This window comes from Gemmata sp. SH-PL17, assembly GCF_001610855.1.
GTDB lineage: Bacteria > Planctomycetota > Planctomycetia > Gemmatales > Gemmataceae > Gemmata > Gemmata massiliana.
Genome location: NZ_CP011271.1, coordinates 1,516,408 through 1,534,819, shown reverse-complemented (window position 1 = coordinate 1,534,819; position 18,412 = coordinate 1,516,408). Strand labels below are relative to the sequence as shown.

Annotated in this window: 10 protein-coding genes and 1 pseudogene; 5 read left to right on the top strand and 6 right to left on the bottom strand. The window is 63.7% G+C overall.

The genetic code is table 11. The annotated features are described in order from the left end of the window. Nucleotides 1-22 precede the first annotated feature (22 nt). On the top strand, nt 23-670 hold the full coding sequence (locus VT84_RS06325) for a hypothetical protein (protein ID WP_082838910.1): 648 nt from the start codon (nt 23-25) through the stop codon (nt 668-670). Between the two features lie 99 nt (nt 671-769). Here VT84_RS06325 and VT84_RS06320 read toward each other — a convergent pair whose 3' ends face one another. The 5 genes from VT84_RS06320 to VT84_RS06300 form a co-directional block, all read right to left on the bottom strand. Next, a complete protein-coding gene (locus VT84_RS06320) occupies nt 770-1,618 on the bottom strand; it encodes a hypothetical protein (protein ID WP_082838909.1) in 849 nt (282 codons plus the stop codon). A 198-nt stretch (nt 1,619-1,816) separates the two neighbouring features. Then, on the bottom strand, nt 1,817-3,025 hold the full coding sequence (locus VT84_RS06315) for an aminotransferase class V-fold PLP-dependent enzyme (RefSeq protein WP_082838908.1): 1,209 nt from the start codon (nt 3,023-3,025) through the stop codon (nt 1,817-1,819). 27 nt (nt 3,026-3,052) lie between these two features. Next, complete coding sequence (locus VT84_RS06310) at nt 3,053-3,697, bottom strand: hypothetical protein (protein WP_157469239.1); 645 nt, start codon at nt 3,695-3,697, stop codon at nt 3,053-3,055. A gap of 929 nt (nt 3,698-4,626) precedes the next feature. Further along, nucleotides 4,627-12,576 carry a choice-of-anchor C family protein gene (locus VT84_RS40555; protein ID WP_239465908.1) on the bottom strand — a complete coding sequence of 2,650 codons (7,950 nt, stop codon included), beginning with the start codon at nt 12,574-12,576 and terminating at the stop codon, nt 4,627-4,629. 299 nt (nt 12,577-12,875) lie between these two features. Then, nucleotides 12,876-13,940, bottom strand: coding sequence for an FG-GAP repeat domain-containing protein (locus tag VT84_RS06300; protein ID WP_082838905.1), 1,065 nt, complete (start codon nt 13,938-13,940; stop codon nt 12,876-12,878). Between the two features lie 472 nt (nt 13,941-14,412). Here VT84_RS06300 and VT84_RS38160 point away from each other — a divergent pair, with 472 nt between their 5' ends. The 4 genes and pseudogenes from VT84_RS38160 to VT84_RS06285 all read left to right on the top strand — a co-directional run. Beyond that, complete coding sequence (locus VT84_RS38160; RefSeq protein ID WP_157469235.1) at nt 14,413-14,568, top strand: hypothetical protein; 156 nt, start codon at nt 14,413-14,415, stop codon at nt 14,566-14,568. Between the two features lie 6 nt (nt 14,569-14,574). Beyond that, nucleotides 14,575-15,180 carry a DUF1016 N-terminal domain-containing protein gene (locus tag VT84_RS06295; RefSeq protein WP_082838904.1) on the top strand — a complete coding sequence of 202 codons (606 nt, stop codon included), beginning with the start codon at nt 14,575-14,577 and terminating at the stop codon, nt 15,178-15,180. A 310-nt stretch (nt 15,181-15,490) separates the two neighbouring features. Then, nucleotides 15,491-17,275, top strand: coding sequence for a reverse transcriptase/maturase family protein (locus tag VT84_RS06290; RefSeq protein WP_082843227.1), 1,785 nt, complete (start codon nt 15,491-15,493; stop codon nt 17,273-17,275). A 102-nt stretch (nt 17,276-17,377) separates the two neighbouring features. Beyond that, a pseudogene (locus VT84_RS06285) lies at nt 17,378-17,878 on the top strand (PDDEXK nuclease domain-containing protein); the annotation flags it as partial. A gap of 150 nt (nt 17,879-18,028) precedes the next feature. Here VT84_RS06285 and VT84_RS06280 read toward each other — a convergent pair. Further along, a complete protein-coding gene (locus tag VT84_RS06280) occupies nt 18,029-18,241 on the bottom strand; it encodes a hypothetical protein (protein WP_082838902.1) in 213 nt (70 codons plus the stop codon). Nucleotides 18,242-18,412 lie beyond the last annotated feature (171 nt).

Genomic DNA, 18,412 nt, shown 5'->3' with positions numbered 1-18,412 from the left:
CGCCCGGAACTGGAGTAACACGATGGTAGCCTCTTATTTACTTGTGCTGGTGCTCGCTGGGACCGGGCAACCGGCCACGGCGGTTCCCGGCGCCCAACCACCGGCTGACACCAAAGCCACCGGTGGTCCATCTGGATTCGCCCGGGTCGAGGTGAAGGGCCTTTTGAAAGCAGCCCCCAAAAACGAAGTCGGCCATTACACCGTGACTCACAAAACTACCACGCTGGGGCTCGTATTCGACGAGAAAGGTGGTGGAGCGCGGGTGGCAACTGCTCTTGAAGGAAAGGTCGTTGTCGTCGTCGGGGACCTGGAACCGGCCTCGGTTGCTGAGAAGGGATCTGGCTTTATCGTGCGAGTTCACTCGATTGCCCCAGTCGGGGCAGACCCGAAAGACGGCCACATGACTCTAATAAAGCAACTCCGGGAGTCAAAAGAGGCGCTCGTTCGGTTCAAAGCGGGACGAGCAGACGATGCGGTCGAATTATGCAAAAAACTGGGGTTGGAGGTCGCAGAGGTGTATGGAACCGGAAGCCTACTGCTCTGCCGATGGAAAGAGGGGATCGACCTAGACGAAGCTGTTCGGAAACTGACAGACAGCAAAGTGATCGAATATGTTGTTCCCAACGCTCCGGTGCAGATCCCGCCTCTAACCCCACCAGTCAAAAAATGATTCTTGTTTCTTATGGCGAGTGGGCATTCTGAGCGGAGGAACTTGAGTGAGTTCTTCCGCTCTCATTTATCGTTCAAGCAAGAGGTGGGTCGATCGGAGTTACACCCCGTAAATGGGACCCCCAAGAGCGTCCGGCCTGTACAGACAGCGGAACTCGGACGCGTAAAGCGTCAATCGACTCCACCGCTCCTCCGCTTCACGCACCCGCTGCAAGTCCAAATCGAGTGTGAATTTGAGCGTGCGTGAGGACTCGTCCTGTTCCTGGATCCCCACCGCTCTGCTCCCGTAGATCCCGGTGTCGCACAGCAGGTCCGGCTCGCGCGATAGTTCGGCCTCACGAACGATCCAGAGTCGCACCCCGCGCTGGTGCTGCTCCGCGAGCCACGGGTAAATGCCCGCTTCGGGTGCCGGTGCGTTATTCGGCCACAGCGCGCGCGACAGGATCACGATCCGCTCGACCGCCACCCCGCGGCCCACGGCCTCGAAGTTCGCACGCATGCTCTGGCGCCCCGGTGCGTCCTGCCAGTAGTCCTTCGTTCGCACCCATGCGACCGAGCGGTACGACTTGAGACCCGGGGACATCAACAAGTGCTCGTACACCGTGCGCCACCCTTCGGTCAACGCGAACACAACGCGCCCCTCCCCTAATTCCGCGACCTGAGCCACGACCGATTCGAGCTTTTGGACAGCGGCTTCGCGCAGAATACCGTCGGGCAACCTGGATACGGCTTGCAGTCCGTCGCACAAGGATCGGTACACGCGGAACACGTCGGGGTCGCCGGCCAGGGCCAGCGGTACCGACAAATTTTCGAGGGCCGCGTTGCGGCGGCGCTCGCGCTCCTCTTCTTGGCCCAGATACGCGAGAAACAGTCCCCCCACGACGCTAATCAAGCATCCGAGTGTTGCGAGTTGTGCCGGTAGCGTGCCGAGTGCCGCAACGAGGCCCATAAGAATGGATCCGAATGCGGCGCTGAACAGAAACCGGAAACTCAGCAGGGCCGAGCGCCTTTGGGGAGGTTGTTCACGTGGCATGGCCCGCACATTAGCGCACCCGGGGCACGCGCGCAAGTGCGAGATAGCCGCCGAGGTGCAAGCGGAGCGAGTGGCTCGATGTGGCTCGCCGAGCGCGGTGTGCCGTTTCGGGATTCACGCCACCGTGTGCAGCGCGCGGGACAGGTGCTCCCGTTCTGCGGAGGTGAATGCAGTGGCGGGCATCGACAGGCGGATCAACCCACCCTCGTACGTCGTCGCCGCGATACCGGCGTTCCGAAGTGCCGTTCGCAACATGTCGGGAGAAACGGACCGAACAGCGGGGCGTTCGGCTTCGAGGAGTAAGATTCCCGAGCGGAGTGGCAGGTCCAACAACATGGGACGCCAGCCTACCTCGGCTGCGAGTGCCGCTGCTGCTTGGACATTGTTCAATTGCTCGGAAATGGCACTGCGTTGAAGCGCATCGTGGGCCGACGCGCGGGCCGTGAATAAGGGTGTTAAGTTCAGTGTCTCAATGGCGCGATCCTGCCCCTCCTCGAGTTGTGCCGAGAAACGCAGTAGCGGGTCATCAAGCACCTTGGCCGCAACGAGATCGGTTGCCGTCATTTCAATCACGACCTGGGACCGGCGTCGGCCGCAGAACCCGAGCCCCATCGGATGATGGGCGCCGAGCCACTTATGGGTGCCGGTCAGGTATAAGTCGCAGTATTCGGCGTCCAATCGCCCCGGCACGTGGCAGAACTCTTGGGCTCCGTCCACCACCACAAACCACACCCGGCGCCTCGCTTCAAGGCACCGGACAATACGCTCGACCGGGAGACGAACGCCCCAGTTGCTCACCGCCGAGAGGAACAATCCGTCGCACCGGTTGCGCGTGTAAGCAGAGCATACACGCTCGATCAACTCGGGTTCACTCAGTTGGCCAGAAGTAACGTCAGCTCGCACTTCGATCCGCGTCAGGCGCCGGTCCGCGCGCTTGGCCTCGTGTTCCAGAATGTCGTGATAGGTCGGCCAGCCGAGGTCCGTAACCAAAACGTTGCGGCATGTGGTGAACAACAGGTGCCCAGCCAGCTTCATTAGCTCGGCCGCGCGATGGGCCACGAACAAGGGAAGGTCTGGGCGATGGCCAGCTAGCGCACGAAACGTTTGCTTCAACTCGCCGACGCCCGCCCAGTGCTTGAGTCCCGAATAATGCTCTTCTTGGGTCGCGAGCGGGCTTGCTTCAAACCCGAAACGCACGAACTGCTCAAAGTAGGCAGACGGACCTTCCTGCCCTGCGAGCGACACGAGCGCGCGTTCGGCCCGTTGCGCAGCGGGCGTCATGCGGCCGAGGCGAGCAGTATCCAAGTACAAGAGGTCGGACACGTTGATCTCCGGAAGCCGGGCTTGATCTTAACGGCTCCGATCAGCGCGTTCCAAGAGTTCTCCGTACGGAATCCCGATTTGTGACAAACGATCCAGCCGTTCTCGAGCGATGCGAATGGCGTCGGGTGCAAAGTCGAGGGTGACACGCAGCGTTTGATCGCGGTCGTCCAGGTTCCGAGTCCCGACCCCCCAATCATCGAAGACGCAGGTGTCGACCGCTCTCCCCGTGTCGTTTAACAGATCGCGCTCGCGCAGGAGGATCACGCGAAGCCCGTGATTGTGCTGATCCTCGATCCACGGTCGGATGTCGTCGGTTGGGAGTATCCGGTCGGCCGGCCAGAGAGAATCGGAAACCACAAGCACGCGCTCGACCAGAACGCCCCGGCGCACCGCCGCGTAAGTCGCGCGCAAGCCCTCCTGGATGACCGGATTGTGGATGTCTGCGGGCGCCCGCACCCAAATTACTGCTAAATATTCTTTCAAGCCCGGAACGGTGAGGACCGCATCATGCGCGACGTACCAGGATGCGGGTCCGGTAAATGAAGCCGTTCCGGAGGCCACTCTGCGGAACTGTACCCCCAGAGCTATTAACTTCTGCGTGAGGGTGTCCCGTTGTTCCCCTGCTGGTTGTTCCGTGATTCCGGCCAAGGCCTCATGCAGGATTCGGTACAATCTCGCAAGTTCCGGGTCCGAAGTGAACTCAGGTGGAAGCCCTTGTTGTCCGCTGTGTACTACGCGGAATCGCCCCCGCATGCTCCATGCAACGAGCATCCCCATAAGGGCGCCGATGCCGATCCCGAGGAATGCGAGCGTGAGCGCGGGTAGCCCGAACCAGGCTGCGGGCACCAAAAATGCGGTTTCCGCAGCGGGTATCCAAAAGATAGGGTGAATGAATGAGATCGAGCGGGACTCGGTATGCGCGCGTGACATGAGGCGCAGGGTAAGGAACCGGCCCCTGAAGGCAAGCGCGGCCGGATGTCTTAGATTTGCGTTAAGCCAGTGGAACAATCGGTTCGGCACATATGGTCAAATAAATTCTAATGTATTCGGAGGTTTGGATAGAAGGAGAGGCATTAGTGGTTGAATATCCTGCCTTCCGTGGATCTATCGCATTGTATAACTAAGACGAAGTTGGCGGGGCGATTGGGCTGTTGTAGATCTGCACTTGGTGATTGCAGGATAGGTAGTTTAATCCGCACCCATCGCCGAGAATTATTGCGACGTTGGTCTCTAATGCGCACTGTAAGATTTCACCTGGAACATGTGTGGAGAAGTTAGCCGCATCTGAGGTGGCGGCCGGGACTGCCCGGAGGTCTAATGCTGGAGGGGTTCTGGCAATCCATACTTCATCAAATCCTGTAAATATTTTATTTTTCAGGGCTGATTGCAAATTGCTGGCGGGTAGAATTATATTACCGTTGTGATGACAGCACGTGATTTTGTGATTGCATAGTATGTTTTCCAATTGAGCTGGTGAGGTGATGCTATCGATGCTACGGATGATGGCAATCCAATCGCGATCGAAAAAAATAGCTGCGATGGTCAAGGCGTCGCGAAGGCAACAGTGTACCAAGTGTCCATATGAAAAGGGGGGCATAATCTCATTCTCCTGGTTTAAGAGGGCGGCCAGGTTGACGAGGTTTCATCTGAGTCCAATCCCAATCGTGTGCGTGTGGATCACCAGCACCGTGATCGTGGCCAAAATCAATGTCTTTTGTTGCGCGACCATCCGGCCCATATTCTCGTGTCTGTCTATTACCCTTGCCATCATCCTTTGCAGCTGTACTGTTTGGTGTGCCTCGCGCAGGCAGATCTCCTCGTGGCCTAGGTGCTGATCCGCTCTCATCTTGGATAAGATCACGGAGTATACTAGTTTTTGACCATCTAACTGATAGTATCGTAAATCCAGCTACTGCAATGTCAAGAATTAAATGCTCTACGAGACGATTTGGGTCATCTTGATAATTAACGGTTGTGGTGTAGATTCCATATCCAAACGAAGCCGTCGCCAATCCTTCTAAAAAGGCTATTGTTGCTTGCGCGAGGGTGCTGCCGGCGGCAGCGGCAGCAGAGGCGACTCCAAATGTTGCGCCAAGAAAGGCGCCAAGAATTCCACTGGTTGCAATGTCAATGTAATCGTCTTTAGTCCATTCGTCTGCTGGTTTGTCAATTGCTTTGTGGCCGGCACCCACAAGTATCCCAAACAATCCTCCAACGGCCGCGCCGATAACGAGATTAGTTGTTAATGAATACTCAATCGCCTCAGTGTTTCCGCTTGGGTCGGTACTGTTTATCGGGTGATTGCCAGTGTATTGATAAAAATTAATTGAATTTCCTAGCAACCTGATTGAATCTTCGGTGTTAAACCGGCCATTTGTTGGGTTGTAAAAGCGTGCCCGATAGTAATAAGAGCCTGTTTCATTATCTAACTCTCGCCCAGTGAACGTGAAACGGTCACCATAGGTCGTGCTAGTTTGGCTAATAATATCACCAAAACTACCATAGTCGATTCGACCTAGCACTGCGCCGGTATCGCTGAATAGCTCACGGACGGTGCCAATTTTGTCGGTGAGGTACCACACGGTCTCTTCACGTGGCCTGAAGCGGGCCAACATTTCATCAATTCGGTCGCCCAGTAGGTAGTGGGCGCTAACATCTCCAATTGTGTTGTAATCGGCCCAAGTAGCGTTGCCATCGTGAACAGTGAGGGTGCTCACCCCATTCACGGTTGTGGCAATGCGGCGGTCGAGGGCATCGTAGGTGTAATGTACCTCGGTAGTGATGCTCCCAACCGTATCTCGTTCCGTCACGCCAACCAGACGATTGCGGTAGTCGTAGGTGTATTCAGTGAATGCGCCCGTGGTGATCTCCGTCTTGCGGACGAGATTGCCCTCGAAATCGTAGCTGTAATTGAACGTGCCGTCGCTCAGCAGACGATTTGCCGGGCCGGTTTGGTAGCCACTGCCCGTGCGGTTGCCGGCAGCATCGTAGCTGTAAGATTCGTCCGGTCCGGTGGCGCGGTCCGCGCCTAAGAGTTGGCCGATCGCATCGTAGCGGTAATCGATGACCGTACCGTTCCGCAGTTCGCGGGCAAGTTGGCTCGCGGCGTCGTAACTGTAGCCGTAAGCAGAAACCGCGGTTCCGTTTGCACCGAAATGGTCAATCTCGCTGACACGGCCGAGTTTGTCGTAGCTCAGGCTACTGTGACTCACGAGTTGCGAACCCGCGAGGTCGCTGTAACGGGCCACACTCGTGCGCTCGGTCCGTGCGTCGTACCCGAAATCAATTCTCGCGTCTGAGACCCCGCCGCCGGACCAGCGACGCGAAGTGAGCAGATCGCGGGCGTCATACGTGGAGTCGACCGTCACGCCCGTGTTGTCCCGCACCTCGATGCGGTTCCCGACCGCATCATAACGGTTCGTCAGGATGAGGTGCGGCAGGTTCGGGGTGCCCGCATTGTCCACCGTGATTTGTCGATCGAGGGCGTCGTAGGAGAACTGGTACGTGCTGTCAGGGTCGCTGATCCGCATCAGGTTGCCGACCGCGTCGTAGTCCGAGTGGATCGTGCGGATGGCGGTTGCACCGTCCCACCAGGTTTCGTCGGTTAATCGATCGAGTTCGTCGTAGATGAACGTCCGCTTGCGCCCATCGCGGTCAACCACCTCAATGCGGTTCCCAACTGCGTCGAAGCGCGTGTTGATCGAATGCCCCAGCGGGTCGGTCTCGCGCACCTGACGGTTCAACTCGTCGAAGCCGAACGTGGTGCGGTTCCCGACCGGATCGGTCAGCGCCGTTCGGTTCCCTGCGCTGTCGTACTCGTATGTCACGATCCCGCTTGCTGCGTCGGTGACCTTGACGAGGCGCCGCAGAAGGTCGAACGTGTAGTGCGTCTCGCGACCCAGCGGGTCGGTGGTCGAGACCAAATCACCTGCGAGGTCATATTTGTTCGACGTGACTCCGTGTTCCGGGTTCTCGGTCCGCACCAATCGGCCCAAGCCGTCATAGTCGAACCGGGTGATAAAGCCGAGTTGGTCCGTTGTAGAAACCTGATTCCCGGCCCCGTCATAGCCGAACGTGACGCTGAACCCGGCCGGGTCGGTTCGCCGGGTCAGCCGGTTGCGGGAGTCGTACGTGCTTTGTGTGGCATGGCCGTTAGCGTCGGTGACAGCCGTTTGGTTCCCGTTCGCATCGTACTGATAGCGTGTCACCCCGTTTAGCGCGTCGGTCTCGGTGACGAGTCGGTTCAGCTCATCGAACTCGTACCGCGTGATGTGGCCGTTCTTGTCGGTCCGGCTCACCAGGTTGCCGACGGCATCGTAGGCATAAATCTCATCGGGACACGGGCAATCGTCCTTGCGGACGAGACGATTTAATTCGTCGTAAATATAGTTCCGGCGCCGGTCGAGCGCGTCGATCTCGGCCGTGCGGTTGCCGGCCGCATCGTACTCATACCTCGTTATCCCGCCCGCCGCATCGGTTACGCTCTCCACCTGACCGTCGGCCCGGTAGGCCGTGGTCGTCGTGTGGTTCATCGGATCGGTCGTCGTAACCAACCGGCCCGCCTTGTCGTATCCGTAGCGCGTCACGCCCTTGATTGCGTCCGTTTTGGCAACGAGTTGGTTTGCGGCATCGTACGCATACAGCGTGACACCTCCGAGCGGGTCGATCTGGCTGGTGAGCAGGTCGCCCGTGTAGCGGTACTCGGTGAGCCCGGTATCGGGTGCGAGAACGCTGAGCAACCGGCCGCTCGCGTCATACGCCAGTTTCAACTTGGCGCCGCGCTCGTCGGTGATGAGCGCCGGCAGTCCCAGCGCGCTGTATGCGATGGTGCGGAACGTCCCGTCCGCGTGCGTCACCCGGGTGGGGCCGGCGACCGACTCGTCGGTGTACGCGTAGCTCGTGACGTTCCCGTTGGCGTCGGTTTCGGTGACGGGCCGGCCCTGGTCGTCGTTGGTCCGTGCGGTCGCGTAGCCGAGCGCGTCGACCGTGCCCAGCGGGTTGCCCTTCGCGTCGTACCGGTAGGTCGTCACCCGGCCGAGCGCGTCGGTGGCGCTGGTGACCTTGTCGAACGTGTTGAACGTGTACCGCGTGGTGCCCCCGCGCGCGTCCGTTTCGCTCAGCACGTTGCGCCGCGCGTCGAACGTCCGGCGCGTCACGTGCCCGAGCGGGTCCGTGGTCGTGATCTCGTTGTCGGCCGCGTCGTACTCGCGCAGCGTCGTGCGGCCCAGCGGGTCGGTCTCTCGCACCACGTTACCGCGCGTATCGTAGACCAGGGTGGTCACGTTCCCCAGCGCGTCGGCCACCGTCTCCGTAAAGTGGTCCGGGTCGTAGGCTTGTACCGAGCGGTTGCCCAGCGCGTCGGTGGTCGCCACCAACCGGCCTGACGGGTCGAACTCGGTCTTCACCGCCCGGTGCTGGAGCGGGTCGTATACCTCGCCCAAATAGTGGGGCCGGTCCGTGCGGTACACGTTCGTCGTGACCTGGTTCGTCCGGTCCGTAACGGTGACCAGGTCTCCGGCGCCGTTGTACCCGTAGCGGATCGACTTGCCGTCGGGATCGATTACTTCGGTGATCCGGCCCCAAGTATCGCGCAGGAACCGCACGGCCACGCCGGTCGAACTGGTGATCCCGTCGCGCGTGAACGTGAGCGTGGTGCCGGTGCGGTCGGTGACCGTGCGCAGCCCGCCCGCCTGGTCGTAGGTGTAGGTGCGGCCGTCCTTGGAGGTCAGCCGGTACGTGTCCGGGTTGTACGGGAACCCAACCAGGTACGCCGCGAACGTCCCGTCGGCCTTCTGGATCAGCGTGAGGTCGTCCACCGTGAGCGTGTCAGTGACGCCCGGGTCCGGGACGAAGACCGGCTTGAAAGCCGCCGTGAAGAACGCGGGCGTGGGCACCGGTTGGAACGTGAATCCCTCGCGTTTGCCCTCGGCATTGGTGAGGTACACGCGGGTTCCGACCCGGAACGCGGCCCCGGTGGCGAAGAACCCGTCCCCGGTCTGGGGCACGGTCTCACGGATCCGCGCGTCGGCGATCCCCAGGCGCCACCCGAACCCGAAGTCCCCCTCCTCGCCCGCCTCGCGCGAGTCGTACACGCGGGTCACGGTGATCGGGATCCCGGCCAGCGGGATCTCGAGGTCGGTGACCGCGAGGGTGAACGCGCCGATTTTCGGCCCGCCGGTGACGCTCACCCGGACCGGCTCGACCCAACCCTGGCCGTTCAGGTCGAACGCGGCCACCACGAGCACGTACTCGTCGTCGGTAAGAACGGTCGGATCGAACGCCGCCAGGCGCCCGTTGGCGATCGGCCCCCGCCCCTCGCCGATGAGCACGTAGTCCGGGTCCGTGAGCCGACCGGCAACCGCGTCCCATTCGGGTTGGGACGGGTCGACGCGGTCGGCGCGAGCGTAAAACACCTTGTAGAAGTCTACCTGCCCGCCGGGACTGGCGACCGTGCCGGTCACCTCGACCGGTAACCCGACGAGCGCCCCGTTGGTCGGCGAGGTGATGGTCACCACCGGCCGCGCGGCCGGGTCGGGAACCGTGACGGTAAACGTTTGGGTCGCGGTTGCAAGGGACGGATCGGTCGCGGTGACGGTGACGCGGGCCGAACCGACCTGATCGGCCCGGGGCGTCCAGGTAACGGCCCCGGTGGTCGGATCGATCGTCATCCCGGCGGGGGCTTCGGTGAGCGCGAAGACCAGCGCGTCACCGTCCGGGTCGCTCGCCGCAACCGCGTACCGGTACTCGGCCGCGACCCGCGCGACGTCCGGTGCCGTCGAGGTGATCCGCGGCGCGCGGTTGTCGGCCGCGGTGTGGACCACGATCCGGAACGCTTGGGTCGTGGAACGCTCGACCGCGTCCCATACCCGGAGCACGACGTCACTCGGCCCGGCCTGGTCGGGAGCAGGCTCCCAAAATAGGGCGCCGGTTGCCGGGTCCACCGACATGCCCGCCGGGGCGCCGACGAGGTCGAACCGGACCGGGCCGGCGGGCGCGGCGACCGTCGGGGCGTACCGGTAGGGGTGGCCGACCGTTGCGCCGGTCAGAGGTTGTGACGTGAACCGCGGACCCGCGGCCGGGGCGGCGGGCGCGTACACCGCGACCTCGTCGATGACCGCCCCGAACGACCCGCCCGCCGGCCCCAGGCTGGCGAACTCGAGGGTCGCGGTCGGCCCGTCGGCGACGAACGTCCACTCGACCCGGCGCCAGTTCATCACCGCCGTGGTCGAGTTGGTGACGTCGAACCGGAAATCGGCCGACTGGCCCGCGGCCGAAACCCGCATCTCCTTGACGGCCGGGCCGCCGTACATGTTCCCGCCCAGGTCGAACGCGACCCGGTACGTTTGCCCGGGCACGGTCGGGATCGTCTGGGCGATGGCCCCGGCCCCGGGGGTGCCCGCCAGGTCGATGCTCCGGGTCCCGTCGAGTTCCGTCCAGTGGGTGCCCTCGTAGTCGATCGTGTCGCGGGTGACGGTCCACCCCGGGATCGCGGTGCTCCCGGCCCCGTAGATCCGGTACCCGAGGTCCGTGGGGAGCGGGTCCGGGCCGGTCTCGAACCCCCCGTTGACGATCAAGTTGGGACTCGCGGTCGGGGCCACGACGAACGCCTGTTCGGTTGCCCCGTTGCGCCCGTCCCCGACCCGCACGCGCACCGGATACGCCGGAGCTTTGGTGCCCAGCGCCAGTTCCGAGATCCCGAACTTAATGTCAGAGCCGAACGTGTTAACGACCTCGACCCGGCCGATCGGCACCGACGTGCTCACGCCCGCGAACACGCCCGGTTCCACGTCCACCTGCGCGAGCAGGCTGCCGCCCGCGTCGTACACGCGCATGTACCCGCCGTCGCCAGTGGGGTTGTCGAACGGGTGCCGGTTGGTCACCACCCCGACCGCGTAAGTGGGCACGGTGAACTCGAACCGGATCGCGCGCCCGAGCAGGTCCGAGACCGGGTTCGGGGACGAGTTGTTGGCCAGCAACCCGTCGCGCGCCGGGTCGGGGATCTGGTGCTGCTGGTTCCGAAGAATATACGGGTACACGTTGGTGCCGGTAAACGGCAGGAACCGGACGCCCTGGCTCAAATAGGACGGGTCGATGCGGGGATCGTTCACGGCCCGTTCGTTGGTCGCGGTCGGACCGTCGAAATGGAGCGCGGTCGTCGCCGCGGCCCCGCCCGCGGACGCTTCCCAGGCCGCTCGCCCCTGGAACGTGGTCGCCTCGCTCGGCGCGGGCCAGGTGAGAACCCCGGTGACGGGATCAACCGCCATCCCGGCCGGCCCCTCAACGAGCGAATAGCTCAGCGGGTCGCCGTCCGGGTCGGTCGCCTCGACCGGGTACGTGTAGACGGTACCCGGGACCAGAGTGGGAGGTGTACTGGTGATGACCGGATCGTGATTGCCGGAGTGCGCCCGGATCGTAAAGTTCACACCGTTCGTGACCGCCCCGCCGGTGACCGCGACCGTCCGAAGACCCGCGGGCGGATCGGTGATTTCCCACCCGACGGGGAGATCGACGGCGACCGCGTAGGACCCGGCTTCCAACCCGGTGAGCACGTAATTCCCGTTCGCGTCCACCGGGACCGCACGCTCGCCCGCGTCGCGCCGCCCGTTCGCGTTGGCGTCCAGGTACACCGCGAGCGCCGACGGGAGCGGTGCGCCAGCGGTCACCGTTCCCCTCACCTCCCCGGTCGCAGAAACCGCGACCGTGAAGCTCTGGCGGGCCGTGCGGCCCTGATCGTCGGTGGCCTCCAAGACCACTTGTTGGGTACCAATGTCGGCCGCGGTCGGGAGCCACCCCAGGTACCCGGCGACCGGATCGAATTGCGCGCCGGTTGGTCCGGAAACGAGGGCGTATTTCAGGGCGCTGAAGCCCTCGGCCCGGGCCGCGTACGCGTACAGGCGACCCACGGCGGCGGTGCCGGCCGGCACGCTACGGAACGCGGGCGCCGCATCGGGCGGGGTGACGCTCAACTCGAACTCGGTGGACGCGGTGAGCCCGCCCTCGTCCGTCACCCACAGCGTCACCCGCGCGGTGCCCGTCACCCCGGCCACCGGCGCGAGAGCCACCGTGCGGTCGGCACCGGACCCGCCGAACACAATGCCGTCATCGGGCACCAGTGCCGGGTTCGACGACGAGGCGCGGACCCGCAAGCGCGCGGGCGGCGTTTCGTGGTCGTCGACCCGGAACGCGATCGGCCCGGTCGCGGCGCCCGTGGTTGTGTGCTGGGCCGCAACGGCCGAAATGGTCGGCGGGGCGTTGGTCAGGACGGGCGACGGGTTCGATCCGCCGTTGGTAACGGGGGGCCGGATCTCGACCAGCAGGTCGTTAAAGTCCTCGTCGCCCCCGCCGGGCAGGTCCTCGAACGCGAACCGGTTGCGCGCGAGCACGCGCAGGTGATCGAACCCGTCCGAATTGGCCCCGGGGAACGAGAACCAGGCCACGGGGCCGCCGTCGCGCACCGCGTCCGCCGGTTCGGTCGCGCGGGCCGCATCGGCGGACCCGCCCCGGACCAGGTAGAGCCCGTAATGGCGCCCGGCGACGAGACGCGCGCTCACCTCGGAGGGCGAACCGGAGCCATAAAGCGGAACCCGGCGGCTCGCGTCCAGTGCCGCCCGCGTATAGCCCGGGGCGCCCGGCGCGAGCCCGCCGATCGTGCCCGTGGCGTCGTCGACCGCGAACAACCCGGCCTCGCTGTTCGTGTACAGCGTGTGCTGTCGGTAGCGGATGAATCGAACGTCGGTGGTAGCACCGGCAGTCCCCGGGATCACGACCGCGCGCCCGTTGAACACGGTCGAGGCGAAACTCCCGGTGGGGACCGCGAACCCGGCGGCCGGATTAACTACTCCGTCGGCCGTTACCGCGCGCTGCCAAAGTGCTGTCCCGTCGAGCCCGCGCGTCGCGTATAGTTGGTCCCCCGAACCGGCGACCAGATCCGCGAACCCGTCCCCGTCCTGATCGGCGGCGGCGATCGTGGTTTCGCCCTGCCGTGCCGGATCCGCCGCGAAATAGTTGAAGAACAGGCTGCCCTGTCCGCTAAACACGGCGACGTGCGGGCCGGCCCGCCGAGTGGCGTGGCGATGATGTCCGCCGCGCCGTTGCCGTCGACATCGGCGGCGGCCACGCGGACGCCACCGCGGAATGCGGGGGCGTAGACGAAGAAGCTGTGCGTGACCCGACCTGTTCCGGCGTCAATCGCCACGACGTGTGGCCCGGCCCCGGGGCCGGCCCCAACGATGATGTCGGACCGACCATCGCCGGTGACGTCGCCCGCGCTAACCGAAACACCACCCCGGAACGTGGCGGCAAAGGCGAGGAAACTACCGATCGGTCCGGACGCCAGCGTCCCGGAAGCCCCGTCGAACACCTCCACGTGCGGCCCCGCGCCGGCCCCGGCTCCAACGATGATGTCGAACCGCCCGTCGCCAGTCACGTCGCCCGCGCCAACCGAGATCCCCCCGTGGAACCCGGCATCGAACGCGAGCCAGGAGCGGACGATCCGTCCGGTCGCGCCGTCGATGACGGTGGCGTGCGGGGCCGCGCCAGGCCCCGCACCGGTGATCACATCGGCCCGGCCGTCACCGGTGACGTCGCCGATCGCGAGCTCAACGCCGCCCAGGAATTGCGGATCATACGGGAACGCGTCCCAGAGCGCGTGCCCGTCGCGCCCGCTGACCGCGCGAACGAACGGGGTACGACCCGGGCCGGACGCGGTCACGAGGTCCGGGATCATGTCCCCGTCGACGTCGCCCAAAACGAACCGCGTGGGGGCCGGGAGCGATGCGGGCACGACCCGGTCTTCCAGCACTTCCAGGGCCGAGGTCAGGGGCCGGCACTGGGGTGTGACGAACGGACGGGGAACGCGGACGCGTGCGGCGGCCCAGGCAAAGAGCCGGCGGATGCGGGGGCGACGGGACGGCATGGGCGACTCCGGACCGTGCGAGCGGTCGGGTAAGAGCCGGTCGATCGTATGCAAGTCGAGAAGTGAATGTTACTGAACTGAACCCCGGCGCGAAGGCTAATTCTCGCGAAAGTTCAGATTTGATGGGCCAACTGGAATGCGCGTGCCCTGCTGAAACAGTCATCTGCGGGATGACTGTGTCGCGGCGCGGTTTCAGGTGTATGCAAAAGCTGCCCACGAGCAATGTGGCGTGGCCCGAAAGGCCGAGCGCGGGCCCATCGAGCAAGATCGGGCCACCCTCACGTTAGCGGAACATGAGGCGCTCGGGGAACCGCTCGTCACTGCCGAGCTCGGATACCGTTAGGGCTTTTTCAAACCGGTTCCCTGCCGCAACATAAAACGGCTCGCGCGGGTGCCGGGAGTGGTCGCGCTTTTCACTCCGTTCTTGAGTCGGCCGTCGGTTTAGGGTACGGTCGGACCGAAAGGGATCGCGATGGGCAAACGCAAACCGCCGACAAAAACGGCGGCACTTCAATCCGTGAACCCGCCGGCCGACTTTGAGGCGGTGGTGGCAATGATCCGCGACGCCCGGGCGCAGGCCGTGGCGCAGGTGAATTCCACTCTCGTCGATCTGTACTGGCGCATCTGAGCCCACTTGTCCGCGAAAATCGCGGTGGGTGAGTGGGGGGACGGAACCGTTGAACAACTTGCCACCCACATCCGCCGGACACAGCCGAACGCAACCGGGTTCTCGGCCAAAAATCTGTGGCGAATGCGCCAACTCTATGACACGTATGCCGCCGCCCCAATTCTCGCAGCGCTGCTGCGAGAATTGCCCTGGACGCACAACATGGCCATTCTCGGCCGGTGCAAGCGCGAGGACGAGCGAGAATTTTACCTGCGCATGGCGGTCCGCGAACGGTGGACCTCGCGCGATCTCCAACGGCAACTCGACGGCGCGCTGTTCGAGCGAGCGGCCCTGTCACCGGTAAAACTGTCCACGACGCTGACGGAATTGCACCCGGACGCGGCCGCTGTGTTTCGAGACAGTTATTTGGTCGAGGTGCGCCATGACAACCGTGAAGGCATTGCTGACTCAGTCAGCAGAACACTCGGGAGGAGGTATCTAAGCCGACCAACTTACTCACCGTCGAAAGACGTTGGGGAACATAGCCTGTTGGTGAAGCGGCGGTGGGCGACGAAGTGCCCGGACCCACGTGCCGCAAGGCTTGCGAAGAAGGGTGAAGGCTATACTGCTTGAACTCCAGTTCCACCGGACCTCAGGTAGTCCCGTCGGCATGGCACTCGATGACGACGCCGACCGCTCCGCTCGCTTAAATCGATGGCGTGCGGAATCCCGGCGGTCGGGGTGACGGGTGATGAGCCCGCCCACGGAACGAACGGAGCACCTACCCTTCGCTCGGACGTGTCTTCACGGCGAAGCATGGGATGGCCTACCGGGCGCGAGCCCCACGGCCACGGAGTCCCCGTAATAGTCCGCGCCGGGGAAAGCCCGGCACATGGCGAAGGGGGACAGGTCACTCGGTGCCACGGGTCCTGAGGTGCGCGAGATGCGTAACGCCGAAACGATCCTGGGCATCATCCGGGAGCGCGGTCGGAAACGGCTGCCGCTCGGGGACGTCTACAGACAACTATTCAACCCGGCTCTGTACCTGCACTCCTACGCACGGCTCTACCGTAACAGTGGAGCCCTGACGCAAGGAGCGACAGCCGAGACCGTGGACGGGATGTCGCAGGGGAAGATCCACGGGATCATCGAGCGGGTCCGCCGCGAGAGTTACCGTTGGACCCCCGTGCGACGGGTTCACATCCCGAAACCGAAAGGAGGTACCCGGCCGCTCGGGATTCCCACCTGGTCGGATAAGCTGCTCCAAGACGTAGTCCGCGCCATTCTGGAGGCGTACTACGAACCGCGCTTCTCTGACCGCTCCCACGGCTTCCGGCCGGGGCGCGGGTGCCACACCGCCTTGACGACGATCAAGAAGGTGTGGACCGGCACCAAGTGGTTCATCGAGGGTGACATCCGGGGCTGCTTCAACAATATCGAGCATTCGGTCCTGTTGGGCATCCTCCGGCGAGACATCACTGACAACCGCTTTCTCCGGCTGATACAGAACCTCATCCGGGCGGGCTACCTGGAGGACTGGCGACTACACCCCACCCTGAGTGGGTCACCGCAGGGCGGGACGGTCAGCCCAATCCTCTCGAACATCTACCTGGACCAGTTGGACCAGTTCGTCAAGCAGACACTGATTCCGGAGTACACGAAAGGCAACCGGCGGGCGAAGAACCCGGACTACAATCGGATCTCGAGCCGGGCGCGGTACTGTCGGAGGACGGGGCGGGGGGAAGAGGCGAAGGCACTGGAAGCGGCCCGACGGGCCGTCCCGGCGAACGACCCTCACGACCCCAACTACCGCCGACTGTATTACGTCCGGTACGCGGACGATTTCTTGCTCGGGTTCGCCGGACCGAGGTCGGAGGCGGAAGCGATCCGGGACCGACTGTCGGCGTTCCTGGCTCAAGAACTGAGACTGGAACTGTCGGCGGAGAAGACCCTGATCACCCACGCCCATACCGAGAAAGCTCGCTTTCTCGGGTACGACATCTCGGTCGCCCACTGCGACACCAAGATCGCCGCCAACCGGCGCTCGGTGAACGGGGTGGTGACCCTGCGGATGCCACCTTCCTTCGTGGCGGAACGGAGCCGCTTCTACACGAGGGACGGCAAGCCCATCCACCGGATGGAACGAACTCACGACTCGGACTACAGCATCGTCTGTGGTTACCAGGCGGAGTATCGGGGCTTCGTGCAGTACTACCAACTCGCGGATAATATCGCCTGGCTGAACCGGCTACACTGGGTCATGCAGACCTCGCTGTTGAAAACGTTGGCCCACAAGCACCGGTCATCGGTCGCGAAGTTGGCCCGCCGATTCAAGGCGAAAGTCGAAACGCCGCATGGTCCCAGGACGTGCCTGGAGGTGCGGGTGACGCGGGAGGGGAAACCGCCGCTGGTCGGACGATTCGGCGGGCTGCCACTTCGGACAACCCTGTCGGCGTCCATCGACGATCGACTTCTTGCTCGCAAGAGCCGGGGCCGCAGCGAACTGCTCCAGCGTGTTCTGGCGGACGCGTGCGAGGCGTGTGGGTCCACGGAGAACGTGGAAGTCCACCACGTCCGCAAGCTCGCCGACTTGAACCGCCGGAACGGACGCCCGCCACCCGACTGGGTGCGACTCATGGCCTCTCGGCGGCGGAAGACGCTGGTCCTCTGCCGCGTATGCCACGACAACATCCATGCTGGGCGGCCGCTGCGACCCAAGTCGGAATGAGTGGCTGGAGAGCCGGATGATGCGAAAGTATCAAGTCCGGTTCGGAGGGGGGCGGATGGAAAAGGTCCGGGCGACCGGAACCTCGCCAGCCGCCTACCCAACTTTCTGGAACTTCCGCACCCGCACGCGGAAGCCGATCTGCAACGCGGGTTGGTGGAGCGGCTGAAAGACTTTCTGCTCGAACTCGGCCGCGATTTTTGCTTCGTCGGCAGCCAGTATCCGCTTCAGGTCGGGGGCAAGGATTTCGCCCTCGACCTGCTGTTCTTCCACCGCGGGATGGCCGCTCTGGTTGCGATCGAGCTCAAGATTTCGGAGTTCGAGCCCGGGCACCTCGGGCAGTTAGAATTCTACCTCGAAGCCCTGGACCGGGACGTGCGCAAGCCGCACGAATGCCCGTCCGTCGGGGTGCTCTTGTGCGCCGCCAAAAACGCAGAGGTCGTCGAATACGCGCTCAGTCGGTCGGCCTCCCCGGCCGTCGTCGCTGAATACCACACCCAGTTGCCGGACAAAGCCCTTCTCCAAGCCAAATTGCACGAGTTCTATCAGCTCGCGGCACCGGGTGTGGACGCGGCACCCGACTCGGGGACGAAGAAACGTCGCTGAGCGCTCGTCGCCACGTTTCGCCGCGAAATTTCTGGTCGGCGGGGCTGAGGGAATGCGCCCGTAGCGCCTTGGCTCTCAATCACTCACTGTCGCAGAACCGCTGAGATTTGGCACTTCCGCTCTTCGCCGGATCGACCAGCGGCAACGGGTCTATCGTTCCCCGGAAACGCGCTCGGCCCAGTTGCGCCCGGTGGCGCCTTTGAGCGTATCCACCTCCACCCGCAGCCGCGCGATCTCGTCGCGCTGGCGCTCGATGATCCGGTACGCCAACTTCTCGCGCGGCTTGCCCGCCAGCAACCACTTGTAGTGCTTCAGGAAGGCCGCCACTTGGGCGTCCGGGACCGGGAACCGACGCGCGCTCATGTCACGTTGGTAGCACCATCAGAAAGTTCTTTCAACCCCCGCGCGAACGCGCTACGACTGCCCGCTCTGGTGCGGCTTTGTGTCGCGTTCCGTCGGATGGTCCGGCGGAATCAAGTGGGCCGGGCGAGTGCGCGAACACTCCCCGGCCCGTGGCCCTGTCGTGAAAGGACA

Bases quoted from the DNA above. Each gene is read 5' to 3' on its own strand.
- VT84_RS06280 (WP_082838902.1), bottom strand. From the start codon at position 18,241: ATGAGCGCGCGTCGGTTCCCGGTCCCGGACGCCCAAGTGGCGGCCTTC.
- VT84_RS06300 (WP_082838905.1), bottom strand. From the start codon at position 13,940: ATGCCGTCCCGTCGCCCCCGCATCCGCCGGCTCTTTGCCTGGGCCGCC.
- VT84_RS06325 (WP_082838910.1), top strand. From the start codon at position 23: ATGGTAGCCTCTTATTTACTTGTGCTGGTGCTCGCTGGGACCGGGCAA.
- VT84_RS38160 (WP_157469235.1), top strand. From the start codon at position 14,413: ATGGGCAAACGCAAACCGCCGACAAAAACGGCGGCACTTCAATCCGTG.
- VT84_RS06290 (WP_082843227.1), top strand. From the start codon at position 15,491: ATGCGTAACGCCGAAACGATCCTGGGCATCATCCGGGAGCGCGGTCGG.
- VT84_RS06320 (WP_082838909.1), bottom strand. From the start codon at position 1,618: ATGGGCCTCGTTGCGGCACTCGGCACGCTACCGGCACAACTCGCAACA.